Consider the following 17,280-nt stretch of genomic DNA (forward strand, 5'->3'; position numbering starts at 1 on the left):
ACTATTTCCTCCGGCTTGTGCCGCTTGTTCGCCATTCTCAGTCCTCCGTTTCCTAAACATAACGGTGGGCCAATTCAGATGGGGCACTCCACTCGATAATACGGCTCCGGCCGACGCATCCCAACCATGTCTGGAGTGTCGATTTCGTTCACGACAAGCTGAGCAATGGGCGGAGCTACAAGATGCTGACGGTTCTGGATGAATACACCCGCCAGGCACTTGCGGTGGCCTGTGAGGGCCGTAGACACCCCGCCCGCGACTTCGGAACCTGTGGCGATAACCGGATGGGCCTCCCGGTTGGCTTCCAGTTCTGCTCGCTGACGTGCCAGCGCGTAATCGTAATTCTCCTGATATGAGCCAGGGCCAAGAGCGCCGTAGACAGCGCCCACAGCCTCGTCGCCGACGCCAAAGGACACGCCTTGGCCCACTCCTTGCAACGCTGCATTCTCCGGGCTGACGTTCACGTGGTTGCGCATCGCATCAGGGTCAACCATCTGCCCGGTGCGCGGATCGGTCACGGTCCCCACAGGTGGCTGTCCGTAGGTGCCATCAGCGTTGCGCTGTGGGGCAGCGGTGCTACCGGCGGCCATTTCATGCTCTTGGCGGCGTCTGCGTGCTCTCGCCAGGGCCAGTGCTTTCTGCTGTTCAGGTGTCATTGAAACAACGCCCTTTCCTCTGGGGTTAGGAACTCCCAGTCTTCTGCAGCGACACCCGCCGGGATGCCTCCGGCGCTACCGTCTGGTGCCCCCCCTGTTTCCTGTGGGATAGCACCGCCGGTCTGCCATGCGTTGCGCATGTCCCGGAACATGCTGCGCAACTGGTCGATGTTTGCCAGGGATCGCTCACGGATGCCGTCACCGCCAAACAGCCCGCCAACAGAGCCTTCAGCGACGGTCAGCGGGTCTGTCGGGTCCAGCATCATCTGGTTCATTAGGTCAAGGTCCGGGCCGTTCAGCACACCGAGATTGAACAACTCTTTCATTTGCAGCTGGATGTTCCGGCGCTCGGCAAGGATTGCGTCCTTGGGCTTACCCGAAGAGTTCGGCAAATGGTCAAGTGTCTACCGCCAGTTCCGGCGTTGGACCCTGGCCGGGCTCTGGGAGCAGATCATGGATGTGCTGAACGCAAGCGGCGCGGGCCGCCATCCAGTCGCGTGCAGCAGGCCCCTGGCATTTAGGGCAGTGCCGGTTTTTGCAGGAATTGTACGCGATATGCTGGTGGCCGCACTTGGCGCAGGCCGCCACATGCCCGCCGAGCGCCTCGGTCCGGCAGGCTTCAATCGCTGACATCACCCTGAGCTGGGCAAGGCTGACATGCCCCGCATTGGCTTGCCGCCACGCAGACCCATAGGCCCGAAAGATGTCCGCAACCTCCAGCTTGGGCCGGGCCACTGGCCCCAGGCGCTACTCCAACCCTCGTCGGAGGGTCTCGTCCTGAAGCAGCTTGATCTGCTCATAGGGGCTGACAGTGCTCTGGATCGTCTTGGTGGCCACCTGGGTGTAGCGCGCCGTGGTTGATAGCTTGGCATGGCCGAGCAGCACCTGGATCACCCGCACATCGGTGTTGGCCTCAAGCAGATGGGTGGCAAAGCTGTGCCGCAGGGTGTGCAGTGTTGCTGCCTTCTTGATGCCCGCCATGTGCTTGGCCGAGGTGAACGCCCGGTTCAACTGCCGCGGCGACAACGGGTTGATCTTGGGCTTGCCCGGGAACAGCCAGCCCTCAGGGCGGGACTCACGCCAATAGTCCCGCAACAGCGCAAGCAGATTGGGCGATAGCATCGCCTTACGATCGCGCCCGCCCTTGCCGTCATCGACGTGGATCAGCATACGGTCGCTGTCGATATCCGCGACCTTGAGATTGCAGACCTCGGAGGCGCGAAGACCCGCGCCATAGCTGATGCCGAGAGCCGCGCGATACTTGAGCCCCGGGCCGGGAACGGCGGCCAGCAAGTCGGCCACTTCCTCGACGCTGAGGACTACGGGCAGTTTGCGGGGCTTGCGATGAAACTGCATGAAGCGCTTCATCTCCGCGCGTCCGCAGGTGATGCCAAAAAAGAAGCGAAGGGAAATAATGCGCACGTTGAAAGTGCTGGCCGAAACACCGTCTTCAGTCATCTTGAGCTGATACAATCGCAGTTCTTCCGGCGTCGCCGTATCCGGGGACCGGCCGAGAAAGGCTGCAAAATGCTTCACGTTGCGGATATGGGCTTTCTGGGTCTTCTCCGCCAGACCCCGGATGTTCATATCCTCGATCATCCGTCGGCGCAGCGGCGTTCCTCTGTCCTTTGTCATGGGAACCTCCTGTCTGAACGATTGGGAAGAACCCAATCGTTCAGACAGGCGACGAACATCGCAAATTACGAACCGCTACGGGCGGTTCGAACCATCAGCAAAAAGCGCTGATGCCGCGGAGCGGCTTAGTCCTCCCGCCCTTCTGTTGAAAGACAACGTGTTGCTGACGCAGAGTGTTCAGCGCTGCATGAAACGCGAGCATCTTTCTGATCAGGCTTTGCGCGTTGGCTTCGGTGCGGAAGATGTCTTGGCCAATTTGCGGAAGTTCAGGAGCTAGCGTGAGGAGGAATTCGTAATTTGCGCCGCATGGGCCGTACAGTCAGAGGCGCCTTAATCAATTCCCTAGCCCTGCATCAACTTTGCGCCAGCCCGATCCCTGCATCTTCCAGCTGCTCCCTTTCGGGCAGATCGCGCAGGCTTTCCAGCCCGAAGGCCATCAGAAACCGCCCGGTTGTCACGAAGGTATACGGCGCGCCGCGGCTGGGGCTGCGGGGGCCGGTTCCGATCAGGCCCTGCGCATGCAGCCGGCCGGTCAGGTCGCGGCTGATCTCCTTGCCGAAAATGTCCTTCAGCCCCTCGCGGGTGACCGGCTGGTGGTATGCGACGGCAGCCAGCACTGCCACATCGAATTCGCTGAGATCCAGCGCTTGCCCCCCGGCGTCTGCAGCCGCCTGGATAACGGGAGAATAAACACGCCTTGTGCGCAGGAACCAGGCGCCGCCGGCACGGGCGATTTCATAGGGGCGCTCTGCCAGCTCCGCCGCCAGATCCTCAACCAGAAGATCGATTGACGCCCCCTGCCCCACTACCCGCGCAAGATCTTCCCGGGGCACCGGTGAGGCAGAGGCAAAGAGCACGGCCTCGATGCGCCGCATCCATTCGCGCCAGCGCGGCCCCGGTGGCAGGTCTGCGAGTTCGCGGTCAAAATCCGGCTCAGCGCGGTCCTTTGCCATATCAAACCCCGTACAGCCGGAACGTGCCGCGTCCGGTCAGCTCTCTCACCACGCCAAGCTCTACCAGCCGGCTGCATAAGCGCCGCGCCGCGCGGCCGGACATGCCGGCACCGCTGGCAGCGCCTGTGAGCACAGCGGGCGCCACAGCATCCCGGGTCAGGAACCATTCCACCGCCTCCCCTGCCCCTATGGCGCGCAGCTTAGCGGCGGCGGCCTTGAGGTTTTCCGACCTGCGGGCCAGATCCACAGCCAGCCTTGCCGTCTCAACGGCCGAAGACAGCAGCGCCCGGTGCACCGCCAGCCGAAGTTCCTCTCCTGACTTGCGCAGATCCCGGGGGGTCAGGCCGGCGGCCAGCAGCGGAACCATATGATCCCAGCCTAAGGCGCAGGCCAAAGCGGCCTCCCCCAAAACCAAGGCCTCTGTCTCCGCACGCGGGGCCTCAGCCGAAACCGCCTCCAGCACAGCCGCCGCCTGCTGGACGGGCGGCCCCTGCCCTGCATCAAGCCAGGCTGCAATCTGCTCCGGTGCGCACGCCGGCAAGGCCCGCTGCAGCGATCCGGCGGCAACCGGCCGCTCTGCGGCACGCTGCCAGGACAGATAGATTTCCCCCGCCGGCCCGGGCTTATCCCCGGGACGCAGCAGATGCACCGCATCGCGCAGCTCGGAGGCCCTTTCAGAACGGCCGGAGAGCGCTGTGCAAGCTTCCGCCGCCCGCAGCGCCAGCCTGTCCCGCAGCAAGGCTTGGGGCACGTCCTCCCGCTGCAGCACCATATGCAGGTGGCTGAGCGCGGCGCCTGACAAAAATGCCGCATCTTCAAGGGTGTCCGCCCGGGCCCGGGTGATCCAGAGCGGCATCCGGGGTATCCTCTGCAAGCCGGGGTTCAGGTTCGGGCGGGCGTAGATCATACCCCGACATTATCCGCTGACGGCGCTTTTGGCCACAATATAGAGTATAAACCGCCGCACTTTGCCGGATTGAGTTACGTCCGATAACGTTGCCTTACCGGACATGAATGAATACCCTCCAGAAGCATGAGCAGAGCTGCAAAGAACAGGCCGAAACCACCCGCTTCAAATCCCTCCACGGCTGAGGTTTCCGTCTCAGAGCACCGCAGCGCGATGAATTGCGGTCAGCGGCACCAGACGATTGTGCTGCTCAGGAAGGCACTGTCAAAAGCCGTCAATAAGGATATCGAGGCCGCGCTTCAGCTGATCCCGCTCATTGTGCAGGGATCCAACCCGTTCCTGCAGTTCTGCTGCCGGAACAGCCGCCAGTTCCTGAATACGGACAATCCAGCTCTTTCCGTCTATCCGGACCCTCGGCGTCAAACCGGGAAAGACAGTATATGCACCCTCTTCCCGCAAAGGCGCCACGATCCTGGACGCATCAATGCCAATCAAGCCGGTCTGAAGATCGACGACAAGAATGCCGCTTTGCATACGAAACACATCGAACTGAGCCATCAGAACACCCGTCAGAACGTGCGGTATCCGGCAAGCGGCAAGCCGTTTTCCTCGACTTCCCGGGCGTACGCTTCAAGCGCCTCCCGGTTTTCCTCGCGCCAAACCCGGTTCCGTTCAAGCCGTATGGCATCCGAAATGGCTGCTTCCGCCAGACGGGACATGTTGAGACCGAGGGCTCTCGCCTCCGCGGTCACACCGCTGTCGAGCGTGAGGTTCACTTTTACGCGTCCCATGGCAGGCGTCCTTACTATCCGTATAACTAAGGAGTATACTACATATGCCTGATGATCTCAAATCCCAAAAGAGCTCCGGCCCGGAAACCGCTGTTCCTGAGGGAGCTGCCGCCTCGGGGTCATTGGAGCGGCTGGCCGAAACTGCCCGCGGCTATGCCAGCCAGGCAACGGCCGAAAACACCAGAAAGGCTTATGCCAGGGACTGGGCTCATTATTCCAGCTGGTGCCGGCGCCGCGGTGCGGACCAGTTCACGCCGGATCCGCAGCTGATCGGCCTCTACATCACCGAATGCGCCGCGCCTCAGAACGGCTCCCCTGCCCTCTCCGTTCCGACCATAGAACGGCGCCTGGCGGGTTTGTCCTGGAACTATCAGCAGCGCGGCCAGAGCCTCGACCGCAAGGACCGGCACATTGCCAGCGTGCTGGCCGGAATCCGCCGCAAGCATGGGCGGCCTCCGGTTCAGAAAGAACCGGTCTCACCGGACGAATTGCTGGCAATGGCCGCCTGCTTCTCCTTCGATCTGCGCGGCATGCGCGATCGCGCGATCCTGCTGATCGGCTATTCAGGCGGCCTGCGCCGCTCTGAAATTGTTGGCCTGGACGCCGGCCGCGGCGATACTGATGACGGCAAGGGCTGGGTTGAAATTGAGGATGGCGGTGCTGTCATTGTTCAAAGGACCAAAACCGGCTGGAAGGAAGCTGAGATTGCCCGCGGCTCATCCGAACAGACCTGTCCTGTGCACGCTCTCGAACAATGGCTCCACTATGCCAAAATCGATCATGGGCCGGTATTCCGCCGTGTCGCCCGGGACAACAGCAAGGTCCTGGCAGACCGTCTTTCAGACAAGCATGTTGCCCGGCTGATCAAACGGACCATGCTTGAGGCCGGCCTTCGGCCCGATCTTCCGGATACAGAACGGCTGAAGCTGTTTTCCGGCCATTCCCTGCGGTCCGGGCTTGCTTCTTATGCCGATGCTGATGAACGATTTGTGCAGAAACAGCTCGGACACGCATCCCCGCAAATGACCAGGCGCTACCAGCGCCGCAGAGACCGCTTCCGGGTGAACCTGACTAAAGCCGCAGGTCTGTAACGAGTCCGTTGCATTAATCATCGAGATGTCGGAGACATCGTTGCCCCAAGCTGAGGAATGAGCGACGTCCCCGCGCAATCCGTTCAAGCGGCACCGGTTTCCGCGCGAGGTCATCCTGCTTGCGATGCGTTGGTACTGCCGCTACCCGCTTTCGTGCCGGGAGGTACGAGATATGCTTGCCGAGCGGGGCGTTGATGCCTTGACGGTTCACCGCTGGGTGCGAAAGTTTGGTCCCGAAATCAGGAAGCGGGCCCAAGTCCGGCACAGCTTCTGGCGCGGGTGGCAATGGCATGCCAATGAGACATACCTTCGTGTGGACGGGTGCTGGCGTTACCTTTGGAGGGCCGTGGATCAGTTTAGTCAGCTGATCGATTTCAGCCTGACGACGCGGCGGGATGCTAGGGTCAGGTTTCATAACCAATAGATGACGATAGCTGCGAGAGCGATGGCCGAGAGGAATACCTTGGGACAGCGGTCATAGCGTTTTGCGACGCGCCTACAGTCCTTGAGCCTGCCGAACATAATCTCGATCCGGTTTCGCCGCTTGTACCGGCGCTTGTCATATTTGACCGGGGTTTTGCACTGCTTCCGGTCGGGGATGCAGGCGCGTATCCCTTTATCTTGCAACGCTTCTCGGAACCAGTCAGCGTCATAGCCGCGATCTCCGAGCAGCCATTTGACGTTTGGCAGACCGCAAAGCAACGCCCGCGTGCCGATGTAGTCGCTCACCTGACCGGCGGTAACGAACAGGTCGAGCGGCGCCCCTGGCTGTCGCAGATGGCGTGCAGTTTGGTGTTCATACCACCCTTGGTTCGACCGATCAGGCGGCCACGCCCCCTTTTTCGCGGCCATGCTGGTCGCTGTGCGGTGGGCTTTGAGATAGGTAGCGTCAATCATCAAGGTCTGTTCTTCGCCGTGCCCGGCGGCCAGATCCGCCATCATCCGCGCGAAGATGCCTTTCTCGCTCCAGCGCTTCCAGCGCCTGTAGAGAGTCTTGTGCGGTCCATAGGCTGCAGGGGCATTGCGCCACCTAAACCCATTGCGGTTGATGAAGGTAAACCCGCTCAAAACCCGCTTGTCATCGACCCGAGGCTTACCATGCGACTTCGGAAAGAAGGGTTTAAGACGCGCCATCTGCGCATTGGTCAGCCTGAAGAGCTCAGACCTTTCAACGCTCCGTTTCCGGAACCGTGAATCACGCGTAGCAGCGGAAATCAATGTATCCTGATCCTAAGGCAGCTAGAGCATTTCTGTGCCAAGCGCGAGACACCGTGCGGTGTTATCAGCCGCTTAGACTCGTCACGGACAAGGCGCACAGCGATGCAAAGATGATAACGAGGTCGTCTTTATTGTCAAACGGTTCCAGGAGGCCGCGCGATAGGCAAGCAAAGCCAAAGTCAAACACAGCTCTCCGCCATTAAAGTTATGGATCCCCATGGGATCATACCGCTAGGTAAAAGAGCCGCTTTCAAGCGACCTGAATGCTTCAACGTGAGTGTGTAGATCTCAACTGAACTTACGTCGTACAGCCTTTCTGGTTTACCCGGGTAAACCCTTTGTGGCTTACCCTTCTTGAGACAGAGTGTTTTAGCGCTTCTTGGTTCCTACGCTTCGAAGCGACAAAATCTGAAAGCCGAGGAATGAACGCCGTATGACTAGATTGCGGAACGCATCAATCTGCCTTGTTAAGGTGTTACTAGCCTGGATGACAACCGAGCTGAACAGGTCTGAGCTAGTGTTTTCGAAGAATGCCTTCTCAATCAATTTTGCAAGCAATGCAAACGGAGTGTTTTGATGGTTTACCCGGGTAAACCATCAAGGGATGAACAGTTGCTTACTTTCTTGGTAAGGTTCTGGATCAGCCGAACTGGATCGAAGCGGCCAGTTGCAGAACCGTTTGTAAGGCTTCGCAGATAGGCACCGGGAGACCGAATATTCTTGTGCATTTGTGTCATAGCTAAAAGAGTCAAAGTCAAACCTCCCTTCCCCATTTCCCGCTCGGCGCTGTCCAAAACGTTTCGGCTCACTCCGAGCATTGGTGCGAGAAATCGCGACAACTGATGCAAGTCTACCCAATTCCGAACTGGTGACTGTGCGAAACTTAAAGCCTCAGGACAGGCTGCTAAGACGTCAGCCATAGTGAGCGAAGGTGCTTCCTTGTGGGCTGTCTTTGTCTTTTTTACTTCGCTGAATGCTTCAAGTACGATCTTGGTCTCTTCAGATTCAATTTTTTTCTGTATTGACCTCTGATGGTGGCGGACATTTTGACCGTCATCGGAGGACAAAACTTCAGCCTCAAGCAGTGTTTCGCTGCCAGACACGGTCTCGACGCAGGGTGGGGGAGGGGTTTCAGAGGGTGTGAATCGCCCAATGAGGGCTTCCAGTTCTGTACGGTTTAGGCGGCGGCGAAGTGCGAGTCGGATGATGTTGTCTTCTTCCGAGCCAATGGGCCACTGTCGCCGCAGCGTGGAAAGGTGGTCGCGCAGCAGGCGGATGCGGATGGCCTCTTCTTCGGCCTCTGCCGCAAGTGCTGCGATCTCCCTAGCACGTTCTAGAAGCGGACCCAGATCAAAGCCATAGGCCTGCAAAATGCTGCCGTCACGGGCGCGGTGCACATAGCGTTTGCCGTTGGGGGATTGAGTTCGGCGCAGAAGGCCGACCTCGAGCAACCGGGCAATCTGGCGCCGCATTGTGCGCTCTCCCATGCAATTGGCTCGCTCGCAAAGCTTTTCGTTCGAGGCAAACACCACCCAGGTGCCGGTTGCCCCGCGCTCGCGGACGAAAGAGACCAGCGCTTGCAGCAGGCTGAAATGCCGGTCCTTGAGGCTGAAGGTGTCCTTGGCTGCTTTGAGATTGGTGATCACGTCCCAAAACATTTGCCGTGGATCGCCGCCGTCCGGGCAGGAGAGATCGGCCGGGGAAGGGACCCCGGTTGCCGGAATAAGCTGTTTGAGTGCCATCTGCTCTTCACGAGGGACCAGGAAGCCACACCTTATCCTTCTTGTGCCCCGCCTAACGGCAATTTTTGGCACAAGTTACCCGTCAACCGGATGGGTTGTTGTTGACAGTTCAGAAGAGAGCGGGGTACATCTTAGGTGCAAACATAGATGGGGCTCTCTGGGATTACGGTCTTGGGGAGCTTCTCTTTTTTGGTCTCCTGTATTGTGCCTCCTTGCTGGTGTTGCCTGGTATGCCTCGGGCGCCCTTTTCAGGACGCCTGTTCCTCTTGCCACTGCGTATGCAGGCGCAGGAGGGCTTCTTCTCCGTGCCGGTCAAGCCATTCAGAGAATTCCTGTTGTTTCGGGTGTGTCCGCAGAATGGTGCGTCCTCCGGTCGTAAGAACCTCCCCAATCTTGGCGCCGCCTTCCGGTGCGCGCACGGCCCGTGCCGGTTTCGGGGTAAGGGCTTCCGGTTTCCTTGGCGCCAGTTGCGCCTCCACTCTCCGGGCAAAAGCGTCGAACCGCTTGGCCGACTCCAGCTTAGCATCTGCCTCTGTCACTGGCACAGTGGCCGGGTCGATTTCATGCTCCAGTACTTTCTCCGCCAGCGCGTGCCAACGTTTCCAGCCAACACCTGGTGCTTCGCCAATCCACTCGATCACATTGCGCGGGATCGAGTGGCGCACCTTGCGCATATGGGACAGGTGGCTCTTGCTTACCGCTAGCGCTTCGCGGATCACCGCGGGGGCGTATCCGGCTTCTTCCAAGTCACCCGCAAACACGGCCTTTTCGATGAAAGAAGGATCCTTGCGGTGGTTATTCTCCTGGCCTTGCGCAAGGATCGCTTCCTCATCTGACAGGGTGCGCACTAGTGCTTTGACCGGGATACCCAGCTGCTTGATCGCGGCGAGGCGACGGCGGCCATAGACGACCTGGTAGCGCCCGCTCAGCCGCGGATGCGGCCTGAGCAGGATCGGCACTTGCTGGCCGTGCTGGTCGATGCTTTGCTTCAGCTCCTCTAGATCGTTACCGTCCAGCTGGAACCGGTCGCGCATGCCGGTATCCTCGATCTGCTCCGGATCGATTTCCTGCACGCTGCGCTGCGCGGTTGATCGGATGTCATTTTCCAAGGCTGCTACGGGACCGCGGCGGAAGGCTTGGGGAATGGGCGCCTCGCGGGCGGCTTCGACAGGATCGCGTTCAGCCGGGGCGGCCGCTTCCTCAGCCTCGGCACCGAATTCAGCCATCAGCCCCTCAAAGACGTTTTTGCGCGCCATCAGCTTCTCCCCCAGGCCGCCTGCACAGCGGTTTCGAATTCATCCGCCACGTGGTTTACTGATTCCATCGCTCGCTCCAGCGTGGCGCGGTTCATTTCGGCTCTATTAGCTTCGTAGAGTGTCTTTTGTGACAGGCCCGCATCGGAAACTGCAGTGGACTTCAGGAACGGTTCGGTCATCAGCCGCTGCCCGAAATGCATCCGGAGGAACGATGCCATCTGCGATTGCGGCATGTCCGAAGGTTCATAGCGGCACAGGAGATAACGCTGGAAATCATAGTCCAGCCGCTGATCGTTGCGCTGTACCACTTTTAGAAGTGAGGTGGCCATTGTGAGATACTGGCTGAGGCTGGCCACGTCGATCATATTCGGGATCACGGTGATCAAAAGGCCGGTGGCGGCCACTAGCGCCGACATGGTGAGAAAGCCCAGCTGCGGCGGACAGTCGATGAACACCACGTCATAGCGGTCCTCAACCTGGTCGATCGCCGCCTTCAGCCGAAGGTAGAAGGGCGGCTGTATACCCTTACGGATCGCATGTGGGGTCTCTGTCTCGTATTCCGACAGGATCAGCCCGCCAGGCGCCAGGTCGAGGTTCTGGAAGTAGGTCTTTCGGACCACATCTTCCATCGGGGCCGGATCCTGGTACCGCACGGCGTCATAGATTGTGCCGGAATCTGTCAGATCGAGTTCGGGGTGCAGACCCAGCATGGTGGTAAGCGACGCCTGCGGGTCCATGTCAACTGCCAGCACCCTATACCCCTTGAGCGCGAAACGCTGCGCAAGATGAACGGCGCTGGTTGTCTTGGCCGAGCCGCCTTTGAAGGTCGAAACCGCGATCACCTGTAAATGGTCGGTGCCTACCCGGCCGGGCAGGAACTGCAGTGGGTCCTTTGCTGCCCGCGCCATCGCTAGGCGGATGTCCTGAATGTTTTTGCCGGTATAGAGCCTGTGCCCGCGCCCGTCGGTATTCACATCGGGAATCTTGCCGTCGAAATGCAACTTACGCAGATGCGACTGGCTCAGCCCGAGCAGCGTGGCCACTTCACCCGAAGTGAACGGCCTAAGCTCTTTCTTCGCTTCCGGAGCGAAGACGTTGCGCATATGCTTGTCCAAGGACTGGCGCAGCCGAGCTTCATCCTTAAGCAGATCGTCAAAGACATCTGCCCCTGGCGGCATCCCGATAGCGGGTTCGATTTGTGCCGTCATTCACTGCTCCTTGTCCGGCCGTCTTTATCGCGGCTCTTCCGTAACGCCAAACGGCCGCTAAGCAGCTTTGCGCGTTACGGTTTCTGTGATGCCACCAAACACCCGCTCCTTGCAAGAGATTTCCACGTAGTGATGATTGTAGTCATGTAAGCGTCTACCGCTATATCTAGAATTCTTGCACAGCTGAGTATTGTTAATATGTTGAAAAATATTAGCTTTATAACCTCTTCAGGCGGGGTGAAGGCTGACTCCACTTGAAAACTGACGAGGACGGTATAGCGGGGCACAGCGTTGGCGCGGGCCGCTTGCCTAGAAAACACTCCTTGAGCGATTCTCCTGGAGACTGCAGTAAGGGCCATAAGCTACCGCTATTAAACGCATCCTGGATGAACGCTTCCATAACGCATTCAAACCACATGGTCGCACCTAAGAGCTTCCACCGCTTTCCGACTACATCACCATTTTTTAATCTAAGCGCCTTTGGCTGGCCGCTACTAGTCGCTCTAGGATGCCCGTACATGAGTTCATCTCAATCAACCACTGGCAGGGCAAACAGAGCGAAACTTGACGAAAAAAAGATAACGGTCTGACCAGTAGAACACTGAACTATCTGAAACGAGAGCCGGACTGGGCGTTTTTTTCACTGGCCACCTGAGAAATACAGCGGACTAGCAGTAGCCGCGGAAGCAGTTGGCGTTCTTAGGTCTTATCGTCCAGGTTCAACCAATATCGCGTATAACGACGTTCGCCAGTCCGGTTGAGCGCACCCTTTTCAACGAGATCCTGCAGATCCCGGGTTGCTGTTGCCCGCGATGTACCGGTGATCTTGAGGTAATTCTCAGCACTCAGCCCGCCTTTGAAACCTTCAGGGCCTTCTCTGAACATCCGCGCAATTGCCTTGGCTTGCCGGTCGTTCAAATGGTCCCGGAGCCTGTCATAGAAGCGTGCCTTACCGATGAAGAAACCGACCCGGTCAAGTGTGACCTGCTGAGCCTTCAGCACGATCTCAGCGAACCAGACAAGCCAGGCTGTCACATCAAGCGTTTTTTGGTGCACTTCGAGCTGGTCGTAATAGGCTCTCCTTTCCCTTTCTATGGTGAAGGCAAGGGCAATGAGGCTTGGTTGACCGAGGTTCTGCGCCAAAGATTTTTCGGCCAGGGCGCGGCCCAAACGGCCGTTCCCGTCTTCGAAGGGGTGAATGCTCTCGAAGTAAAGATGGCTCAGCCCGGCCCGGGTCAGGGCAGGGAGCGGCTCAGGAGCGTCCGGCCCGGTGGTATTGAACCAGCCAACATAGCGCTCCATCTCGCGCAGGACCTGACCCGAGGGCGGAGCTTCGAAGTGTATTGTAGGCCGGTCAAGGCGGCCGGAGACGATTTGCATTGCTTCCGCGTGCCGCCTGTAGCCGCCGATGGCTTCAAGACGGCGGTCATGGGACAGGAGCATATGGTGCCAGCGAAACAGCGTTTCGTGAGAAAGCGGGCCTGCAAAGCTGGAATAGACATCCACCATCATCTCGGCGACACCTTGCTCTCGCGGCTTTGCCGGGTAGCTGTCAGGCGCCAGCCCCAGATGGCGGCGCAGCGAAGACTGAACGCTGAGCCGGTCCAGGATTTCACCTTCGATGGCACTGGTTTGCATTGCCTCATCGCTGAGTAGCTCGATGCGGATCTGCTCGCGTTCAGAGTGGCTGACTTGATGCACGGCTCCGAGAATCTCGCCGGAAGACAGCAGAAATTGCCGTTCTAGTGACTCGAGAGCTGAGGTGTCATATCGAAAACCCGGCCACCCGGGCATTTTCCAGTTCCATGGCATGAGGTATAGCAATCTCTTCTATAGCTCAAATATCGTCACATTTTGACCTATAGAGGTCAATGCTATCGATCAACAGCTATCCAGCTGGACTCGGTGCTATATGGACGCGGATGCACGACTTGTCATTCTCAAGTTAGGGGAATTCACTTTCGAATAGGGCCTTGGCTTAAGCTTGAGGCAGCGCCCGAAAAAGACTGCACTCAATTGGCATGCTAGCGGGTCAGTGCACTCACCGAACTTCTGGCCGCTACGGGCCCATTGCCATTTTGCCCGGCCGGAGAGATAGCGCGTAACGTAAGACCGTTAGGCAAAACACTCAAAATCATCGTCATTGCCGCCACGCTGTAAGCTGGTGTCTCGGAACTTGGGAAGAATACTGCTGCTAGCGCGCCTTGCTCTGCCATTGCAGGAAGGCATTGAACAGCTGCTGCTGGGTGCTGATGCCCAGTTTGGCATAGGCGTTCTTGCGGTGGGTCTTGACCGTCGGCAGGGCAATCCCGAGGGTCAGGCTGATCGACAGGCTGGAATGGCCCTTGAGGATCATCTGCACGATCTCCGCCTCCCGCGGGGAGAGGGTGCTGCGGGCAAAGTCCTGCAGCGTCCGCTCAGGTTTAGCTGCGCTGAGGTCCGGGGCCTGCCGGGACCAGAGCCGGGCGAAAGCTGCCCCGAACAGCGGCAGGAAGGGGCGCAGCCGGTCCAGCAGATCATCAGGAAAACCGCCGTCTGCCGCAGGACGGGCAAAGCTGACCTCGCCCATGGCACCATCCGGCAGTTCTGTCAGCAGGGTGAGTTCCACCAGCCCCGCGGGCCAGCCGGGGGTTCGGTAGCCGATTTCCTCGGCGTCCTCGACCAGAATGTCCGGGGTCTCCGGCGCTGGGTTCCAATTGTCGGGCGCAAGATCCGCCATCCGGTAGAGCCCCGGCTGCAGCCCGTCGAGCAGCGCGTTATAGACCGGGTTCAGCAGGTAGGTGCTGTTCACATAGAGCTGCACCGCGTCCTTGGCGGCGCCTTGCGGGTAGCTGTCATCCAGGTAGTGCGGGCGCTGGCCAGGGCGGTTCACCACGCAGAAGGCGGCGGTGAAAGGCAGAAGCGGGCGGGCGGCGGCGATCAGCCCGGCCGCGCCGCGCTGGCCGCTGATGATGCTGGCCAGCGCGCTGTTCGCAGCCGCAATGTCAGTGCCTTGAAATTCCACGTTATCCTCCCGGTCTGCCTGCCATATCACGCGGCGGGGTGGCATGCATCATCCTTGGGGATGATGGCGGCAGGGCAGGGGGGCCGCTACCCTTCGGGCAAAGAAGGAATTTGCCGATGACGAAAACCCCGATTGTGTTGGATGCCAAAGCCGTGGCGCAGCTGCTGCCGCAAGTCGATGTGCTGCAGGAAATGCGGGCGCTGTTTGCAGACCTGGGCCACGGTCAGGCGGTGCAGCCTGCGCAGACATTGACGCAGTTTCCGGAAGGGCAGGGGGATTTCATCACCTATCTGGGGGCTGCTGCAGGGGCGGGCACCTTTGGCGCCAAGCTGTCACCTTATCTGCCGCGCGAGGGCAGGCCGGTGATTGCCGCCTGGACCGTGCTGATGTCGATGGAGACGGGCCAGCCGCTGATGCTGTGCGACTCCGGCCGTTTGACCACCGAACGCACCGCGGCCACCACGGCGCTGGCGGTGGATCTGCTGGCAGGCGATGGGGCTGCGCGGGTGGCTGTGATCGGCTCCGGCGCGGTGGCGCAGGCGCATTGGCGGCATGTGCAGGGTCTGCGCGATTGGCAGGAGGTGCGGGTCTATTCGCCCGGCCTGGGTATGGATGCGGGCAAGCAGGCCGCTTGGCGCGGGATCTGCCCGAAGGCAGAGTTTGCCGCCAGTGCGGAAGAGGCCGCGCGGGGGGCGGATGTGGTGATGCTCTGCACTTCTTCGGGGACACCGGTTCTGGATGCGGCGGCGGTTGCGCCGGGGGTTCTGGTCACCTCGATCAGCACCAATGCGGCTGAGGCGCATGAGATTACGCCTGCCTTCCTGGCCTCGGCGCAGGTCTATTGCGACTACCGCGAGACCACGCCGGCAAGCGCCGGGGAGATGGTGCTGGCCGCGCGGGATCATGGCTGGAGCGCGGATCAGCTTCGGGGTGATTTGGCGGAGCTTGCTGCCGGAACCTGCGAGGGGCCTGAAGCCGGACGACCGGTGTTCTTCCGCTCCATCGGACTGGGGCTGGAAGACATCGCCGTCGCCTATGCCATCTACCGCGCCGCAACCGCTTGAGGAACAGGAGAGAGACCCATGCATATAGACCCTTTTGGCGTCGAAATCTGGATGAACGAGTGGGAGACCAAATGCGAATGGAATCTCGCAGAGACCTGTGTTGAGAGCCTGACCATAGAAGAGCTGCTGCAGCTGGCGGGTAAAAACTCTGCTGATCTGTCCGAGCTACTTGCGATGAAGATGACCTATGGCGCGATCGAAGGCTCGGACCGGCTGCGTAATGCCATTGCGGCTCTGTATAAAGGGCAAAGCCCGGAAAATGTGATCGTCACCCATGGCACCATCGGCGCCAACATGCTGGTGCACAAAGCGCTGGTCGAGCGCGGTGACCGCGTGGTGGCGGTGGTGCCGACCTATCAGCAGCATTACTCGATCCCGGCCAGCATTGGTGCGGATGTGCATCAGCTGCGCTTGCGCGGGGAGAACGGGTTCCTGCCGGATCTGGACGAGCTGCGGGCACTGGTGACGCGGGAGACGAAGCTGATTGCCATCAACAACCCCAACAACCCGACCGGCGCGCTGATGGACCGGGCGATGCTGGAGGAGATTGCCGCCATTGCCAGCGAGGCGGGGGCCTGGATCCTGTGCGACGAGGTCTACCGGGGTACTGATCAGGACGGGGACGGGATGACCGCCTCGATCGCGGATACCTATGAGAAGGGAATTTCCACCGCCGGCATGTCGAAGGCCTATTCACTGGCCGGGTTGCGGCTGGGCTGGATCGCCGGGCCGAGGGAGGTGATTGAGGCGGTGGCCATTCACCGCGATTACGACACCATCTCGGTGGGCATGATCGACGATCACTTTGCCGCGCTGGCGCTGGAAAACCGCGAACAGGTGCTGGCGCGCAGCCAGCGGATCACCCGCGGCAATCTGGAGATCCTGTCCGACTGGGTGGATCTGGAGCCGAAGATCTCCTGGGTGAAGCCGCGATCCGGCACCACCGCGCTGCTGAAGTTCGATCTTCCAATGAGCTCGCGGGAGTTCTGCGTGGCACTGCTGAAGGAGACAGGGGTGATGTTCACGCCGGGTTCGGCCCTGGGCATGGAGGGCTATGTGCGCATCGGCTATGCCAATGGGCCGGAAGTCCTGAAGCAGGGGCTGGGCCTTGTATCTGACTTTTTGGCAGCACAGGGATAGCTGCGCTCTGATTAGGCGTGGCTTTTAGCGTCTCAAAGTATCGAAACTAGAGAAATGAGGTTCGGCTTCGCGACGCTGGTGGGAGCCATCCCCCCCCTGGCTACGTCTCGCATTTTCATTCTTTTGCGATGCTGCACGATACACCAAGGACCGCTATGACGGGCTCCAAGAGCGAAGGCATGGTGCCCTTCGGGGCACTCAGATTTCTACTCTACCGGAGTGTTCTGTGTCTCCGCGTTTAGGCCCGGCGGATGAGACGATGCGTCCGAAGCCCGGATCCCCGGCCTTTGGTGGTGTGTTCCGGGGGAGGCGGCCATGGGTTCAAGTCCAAATTAGATGTGTCCGATAATTGACATTTATTGGACATAAACGGGATCCCCAAAATGCCGCGGTTTCTACTGTACACTGTGACGAAAAGCGCCGTGCCCGCATAACTTCGTGGTATGACATGTGCCCGTTCAACGTTTGGCGACGGCCTTGATCTAGTACTCCGGATGCTGCCCTGGGTCACTGCAGGCGGCCGAGGCCTGCGCGGTGCCGTGCATCTGCTGCGCCCCGGGGATCAGTCAGGGCCGGCGGGGGAGATCTACGCTGCGTTGCGCCTGGTCCGTCCCA

At 59.9% G+C, this 17,280-nt stretch carries 16 protein-coding genes and 3 pseudogenes; 6 read left to right on the forward strand and 13 right to left on the reverse strand.

What is annotated here, in order from left to right:
* The first annotated feature begins 158 nt into the window (after positions 1–158).
* Positions 159–356 carry a hypothetical protein gene (locus tag ACXAHG_RS15440; protein WP_475058825.1) on the forward strand — a complete coding sequence of 66 codons (198 nt, stop codon included), beginning with the start codon at positions 159–161 and terminating at the stop codon, positions 354–356.
* Positions 357–652: 296 nt separating this feature from the next.
* Here the strand turns inward: ACXAHG_RS15440 and ACXAHG_RS15445 are convergent, their stop codons facing one another.
* Positions 653–982 carry a hypothetical protein gene (locus tag ACXAHG_RS15445; protein ID WP_475058680.1) on the reverse strand — a complete coding sequence of 110 codons (330 nt, stop codon included), beginning with the start codon at positions 980–982 and terminating at the stop codon, positions 653–655.
* 46 nt (positions 983–1,028) lie between these two features.
* Between ACXAHG_RS15445 and ACXAHG_RS15450 the strand changes: the two are divergent.
* Positions 1,029–1,124, forward strand: a pseudogene (locus ACXAHG_RS15450) (transposase); the annotation flags it as partial.
* Here ACXAHG_RS15450 and ACXAHG_RS15455 read toward each other — a convergent pair.
* The 6 genes and pseudogenes from ACXAHG_RS15455 to ACXAHG_RS15480 all read right to left on the reverse strand — a co-directional run.
* Positions 1,098–1,391: pseudogene (locus ACXAHG_RS15455) on the reverse strand (transposase zinc-binding domain-containing protein); the annotation flags it as partial. The pseudogenes ACXAHG_RS15450 and ACXAHG_RS15455 overlap by 27 nt on opposite strands.
* A gap of 12 nt (positions 1,392–1,403) precedes the next feature.
* Entirely contained in the window at positions 1,404–2,291 is an 888-nt protein-coding gene (locus tag ACXAHG_RS15460; protein ID WP_475058683.1) for a tyrosine-type recombinase/integrase, read from the reverse strand.
* Positions 2,292–2,644: 353 nt separating this feature from the next.
* The gene (gene scpB / locus ACXAHG_RS15465) at positions 2,645–3,244 is read right to left on the reverse strand and encodes an SMC-Scp complex subunit ScpB (protein WP_475058685.1); all 600 of its coding nucleotides are present in this window, start codon (positions 3,242–3,244) and stop codon (positions 2,645–2,647) included.
* A gap of 1 nt (position 3,245) precedes the next feature.
* Positions 3,246–4,151 (reverse strand): DUF1403 family protein, encoded by a 906-nt coding sequence (locus ACXAHG_RS15470; RefSeq protein WP_475058687.1) that lies wholly within the window; start codon positions 4,149–4,151, stop codon positions 3,246–3,248.
* Positions 4,152–4,415: 264 nt separating this feature from the next.
* Positions 4,416–4,709: a CcdB family protein gene (locus ACXAHG_RS15475; RefSeq protein ID WP_475058689.1), complete on the reverse strand. Its 294-nt coding sequence runs from the start codon at positions 4,707–4,709 to the stop codon at positions 4,416–4,418.
* Positions 4,710–4,720: 11 nt separating this feature from the next.
* Positions 4,721–4,942 carry a type II toxin-antitoxin system CcdA family antitoxin gene (locus ACXAHG_RS15480; RefSeq protein ID WP_475058691.1) on the reverse strand — a complete coding sequence of 74 codons (222 nt, stop codon included), beginning with the start codon at positions 4,940–4,942 and terminating at the stop codon, positions 4,721–4,723.
* A 44-nt stretch (positions 4,943–4,986) separates the two neighbouring features.
* Between ACXAHG_RS15480 and ACXAHG_RS15485 the strand changes: the two genes are divergently transcribed.
* The gene (locus ACXAHG_RS15485; protein WP_475058694.1) at positions 4,987–6,033 is read left to right on the forward strand and encodes a tyrosine-type recombinase/integrase; all 1,047 of its coding nucleotides are present in this window, start codon (positions 4,987–4,989) and stop codon (positions 6,031–6,033) included.
* 124 nt (positions 6,034–6,157) lie between these two features.
* A pseudogene (locus ACXAHG_RS15490) lies at positions 6,158–6,436 on the forward strand (DDE-type integrase/transposase/recombinase); the annotation flags it as partial.
* A gap of 8 nt (positions 6,437–6,444) precedes the next feature.
* Here the strand turns inward: ACXAHG_RS15490 and ACXAHG_RS15495 are convergent.
* The 6 genes from ACXAHG_RS15495 to ACXAHG_RS15520 all read right to left on the reverse strand — a co-directional run bounded on the left by ACXAHG_RS15495 (position 6,445) and on the right by ACXAHG_RS15520 (position 14,461).
* Positions 6,445–7,251, reverse strand: a complete 807-nt coding sequence (locus tag ACXAHG_RS15495; protein WP_475058696.1) for an IS5 family transposase — start codon at positions 7,249–7,251, stop codon at positions 6,445–6,447.
* A 581-nt stretch (positions 7,252–7,832) separates the two neighbouring features.
* The gene (repC, locus tag ACXAHG_RS15500; RefSeq protein ID WP_475058698.1) at positions 7,833–8,993 is read right to left on the reverse strand and encodes a plasmid replication protein RepC; all 1,161 of its coding nucleotides are present in this window, start codon (positions 8,991–8,993) and stop codon (positions 7,833–7,835) included.
* A gap of 248 nt (positions 8,994–9,241) precedes the next feature.
* Entirely contained in the window at positions 9,242–10,249 is a 1,008-nt protein-coding gene (gene repB / locus ACXAHG_RS15505) for a plasmid partitioning protein RepB (RefSeq protein ID WP_475058700.1), read from the reverse strand.
* Positions 10,249–11,457, reverse strand: coding sequence for a plasmid partitioning protein RepA (gene repA, locus ACXAHG_RS15510; RefSeq protein ID WP_475058702.1), 1,209 nt, complete (start codon positions 11,455–11,457; stop codon positions 10,249–10,251). Before repA ends, repB begins: the two co-directional genes overlap by 1 nt.
* Before the next feature lie 699 nt (positions 11,458–12,156).
* Entirely contained in the window at positions 12,157–13,269 is a 1,113-nt protein-coding gene (locus ACXAHG_RS15515) for a Fic family protein (RefSeq protein ID WP_475058704.1), read from the reverse strand.
* A gap of 382 nt (positions 13,270–13,651) precedes the next feature.
* Entirely contained in the window at positions 13,652–14,461 is an 810-nt protein-coding gene (locus ACXAHG_RS15520; protein ID WP_475058707.1) for a helix-turn-helix transcriptional regulator, read from the reverse strand.
* A 116-nt stretch (positions 14,462–14,577) separates the two neighbouring features.
* Here ACXAHG_RS15520 and ACXAHG_RS15525 point away from each other — a divergent pair, with 116 nt between their 5' ends.
* Together ACXAHG_RS15525 and ACXAHG_RS15530 are read left to right on the forward strand one after the other, a co-directional pair.
* Positions 14,578–15,525, forward strand: coding sequence for an ornithine cyclodeaminase family protein (locus ACXAHG_RS15525; protein WP_475058709.1), 948 nt, complete (start codon positions 14,578–14,580; stop codon positions 15,523–15,525).
* Positions 15,526–15,543: 18 nt separating this feature from the next.
* A complete protein-coding gene (locus ACXAHG_RS15530) occupies positions 15,544–16,665 on the forward strand; it encodes an aminotransferase (protein WP_475058711.1) in 1,122 nt (373 codons plus the stop codon).
* Positions 16,666–17,280 lie beyond the last annotated feature (615 nt).

It is taken from the genome of Leisingera sp. ABD4_442 (assembly GCF_056160905.1).

Excerpts from the sequence above, each read along its gene's own strand:
- scpB (WP_475058685.1), bottom strand. The coding sequence starts at position 3,244 with ATGGCAAAGGACCGCGCTGAGCCGGATTTTGACCGCGAACTCGCAGAC.
- ACXAHG_RS15480 (WP_475058691.1), bottom strand. The coding sequence starts at position 4,942 with ATGGGACGCGTAAAAGTGAACCTCACGCTCGACAGCGGTGTGACCGCG.
- ACXAHG_RS15470 (WP_475058687.1), bottom strand. The coding sequence starts at position 4,151 with ATGATCTACGCCCGCCCGAACCTGAACCCCGGCTTGCAGAGGATACCC.
- ACXAHG_RS15485 (WP_475058694.1), top strand. The coding sequence starts at position 4,987 with ATGCCTGATGATCTCAAATCCCAAAAGAGCTCCGGCCCGGAAACCGCT.
- ACXAHG_RS15445 (WP_475058680.1), bottom strand. The coding sequence starts at position 982 with ATGAAAGAGTTGTTCAATCTCGGTGTGCTGAACGGCCCGGACCTTGAC.
- repC (WP_475058698.1), bottom strand. The coding sequence starts at position 8,993 with ATGGCACTCAAACAGCTTATTCCGGCAACCGGGGTCCCTTCCCCGGCC.
- ACXAHG_RS15525 (WP_475058709.1), top strand. The coding sequence starts at position 14,578 with ATGACGAAAACCCCGATTGTGTTGGATGCCAAAGCCGTGGCGCAGCTG.
- ACXAHG_RS15515 (WP_475058704.1), bottom strand. The coding sequence starts at position 13,269 with ATGCCATGGAACTGGAAAATGCCCGGGTGGCCGGGTTTTCGATATGAC.
- ACXAHG_RS15475 (WP_475058689.1), bottom strand. The coding sequence starts at position 4,709 with ATGGCTCAGTTCGATGTGTTTCGTATGCAAAGCGGCATTCTTGTCGTC.
- repB (WP_475058700.1), bottom strand. The coding sequence starts at position 10,249 with ATGGCGCGCAAAAACGTCTTTGAGGGGCTGATGGCTGAATTCGGTGCC.
- ACXAHG_RS15460 (WP_475058683.1), bottom strand. The coding sequence starts at position 2,291 with ATGACAAAGGACAGAGGAACGCCGCTGCGCCGACGGATGATCGAGGAT.
- ACXAHG_RS15530 (WP_475058711.1), top strand. The coding sequence starts at position 15,544 with ATGCATATAGACCCTTTTGGCGTCGAAATCTGGATGAACGAGTGGGAG.
- repA (WP_475058702.1), bottom strand. The coding sequence starts at position 11,457 with ATGACGGCACAAATCGAACCCGCTATCGGGATGCCGCCAGGGGCAGAT.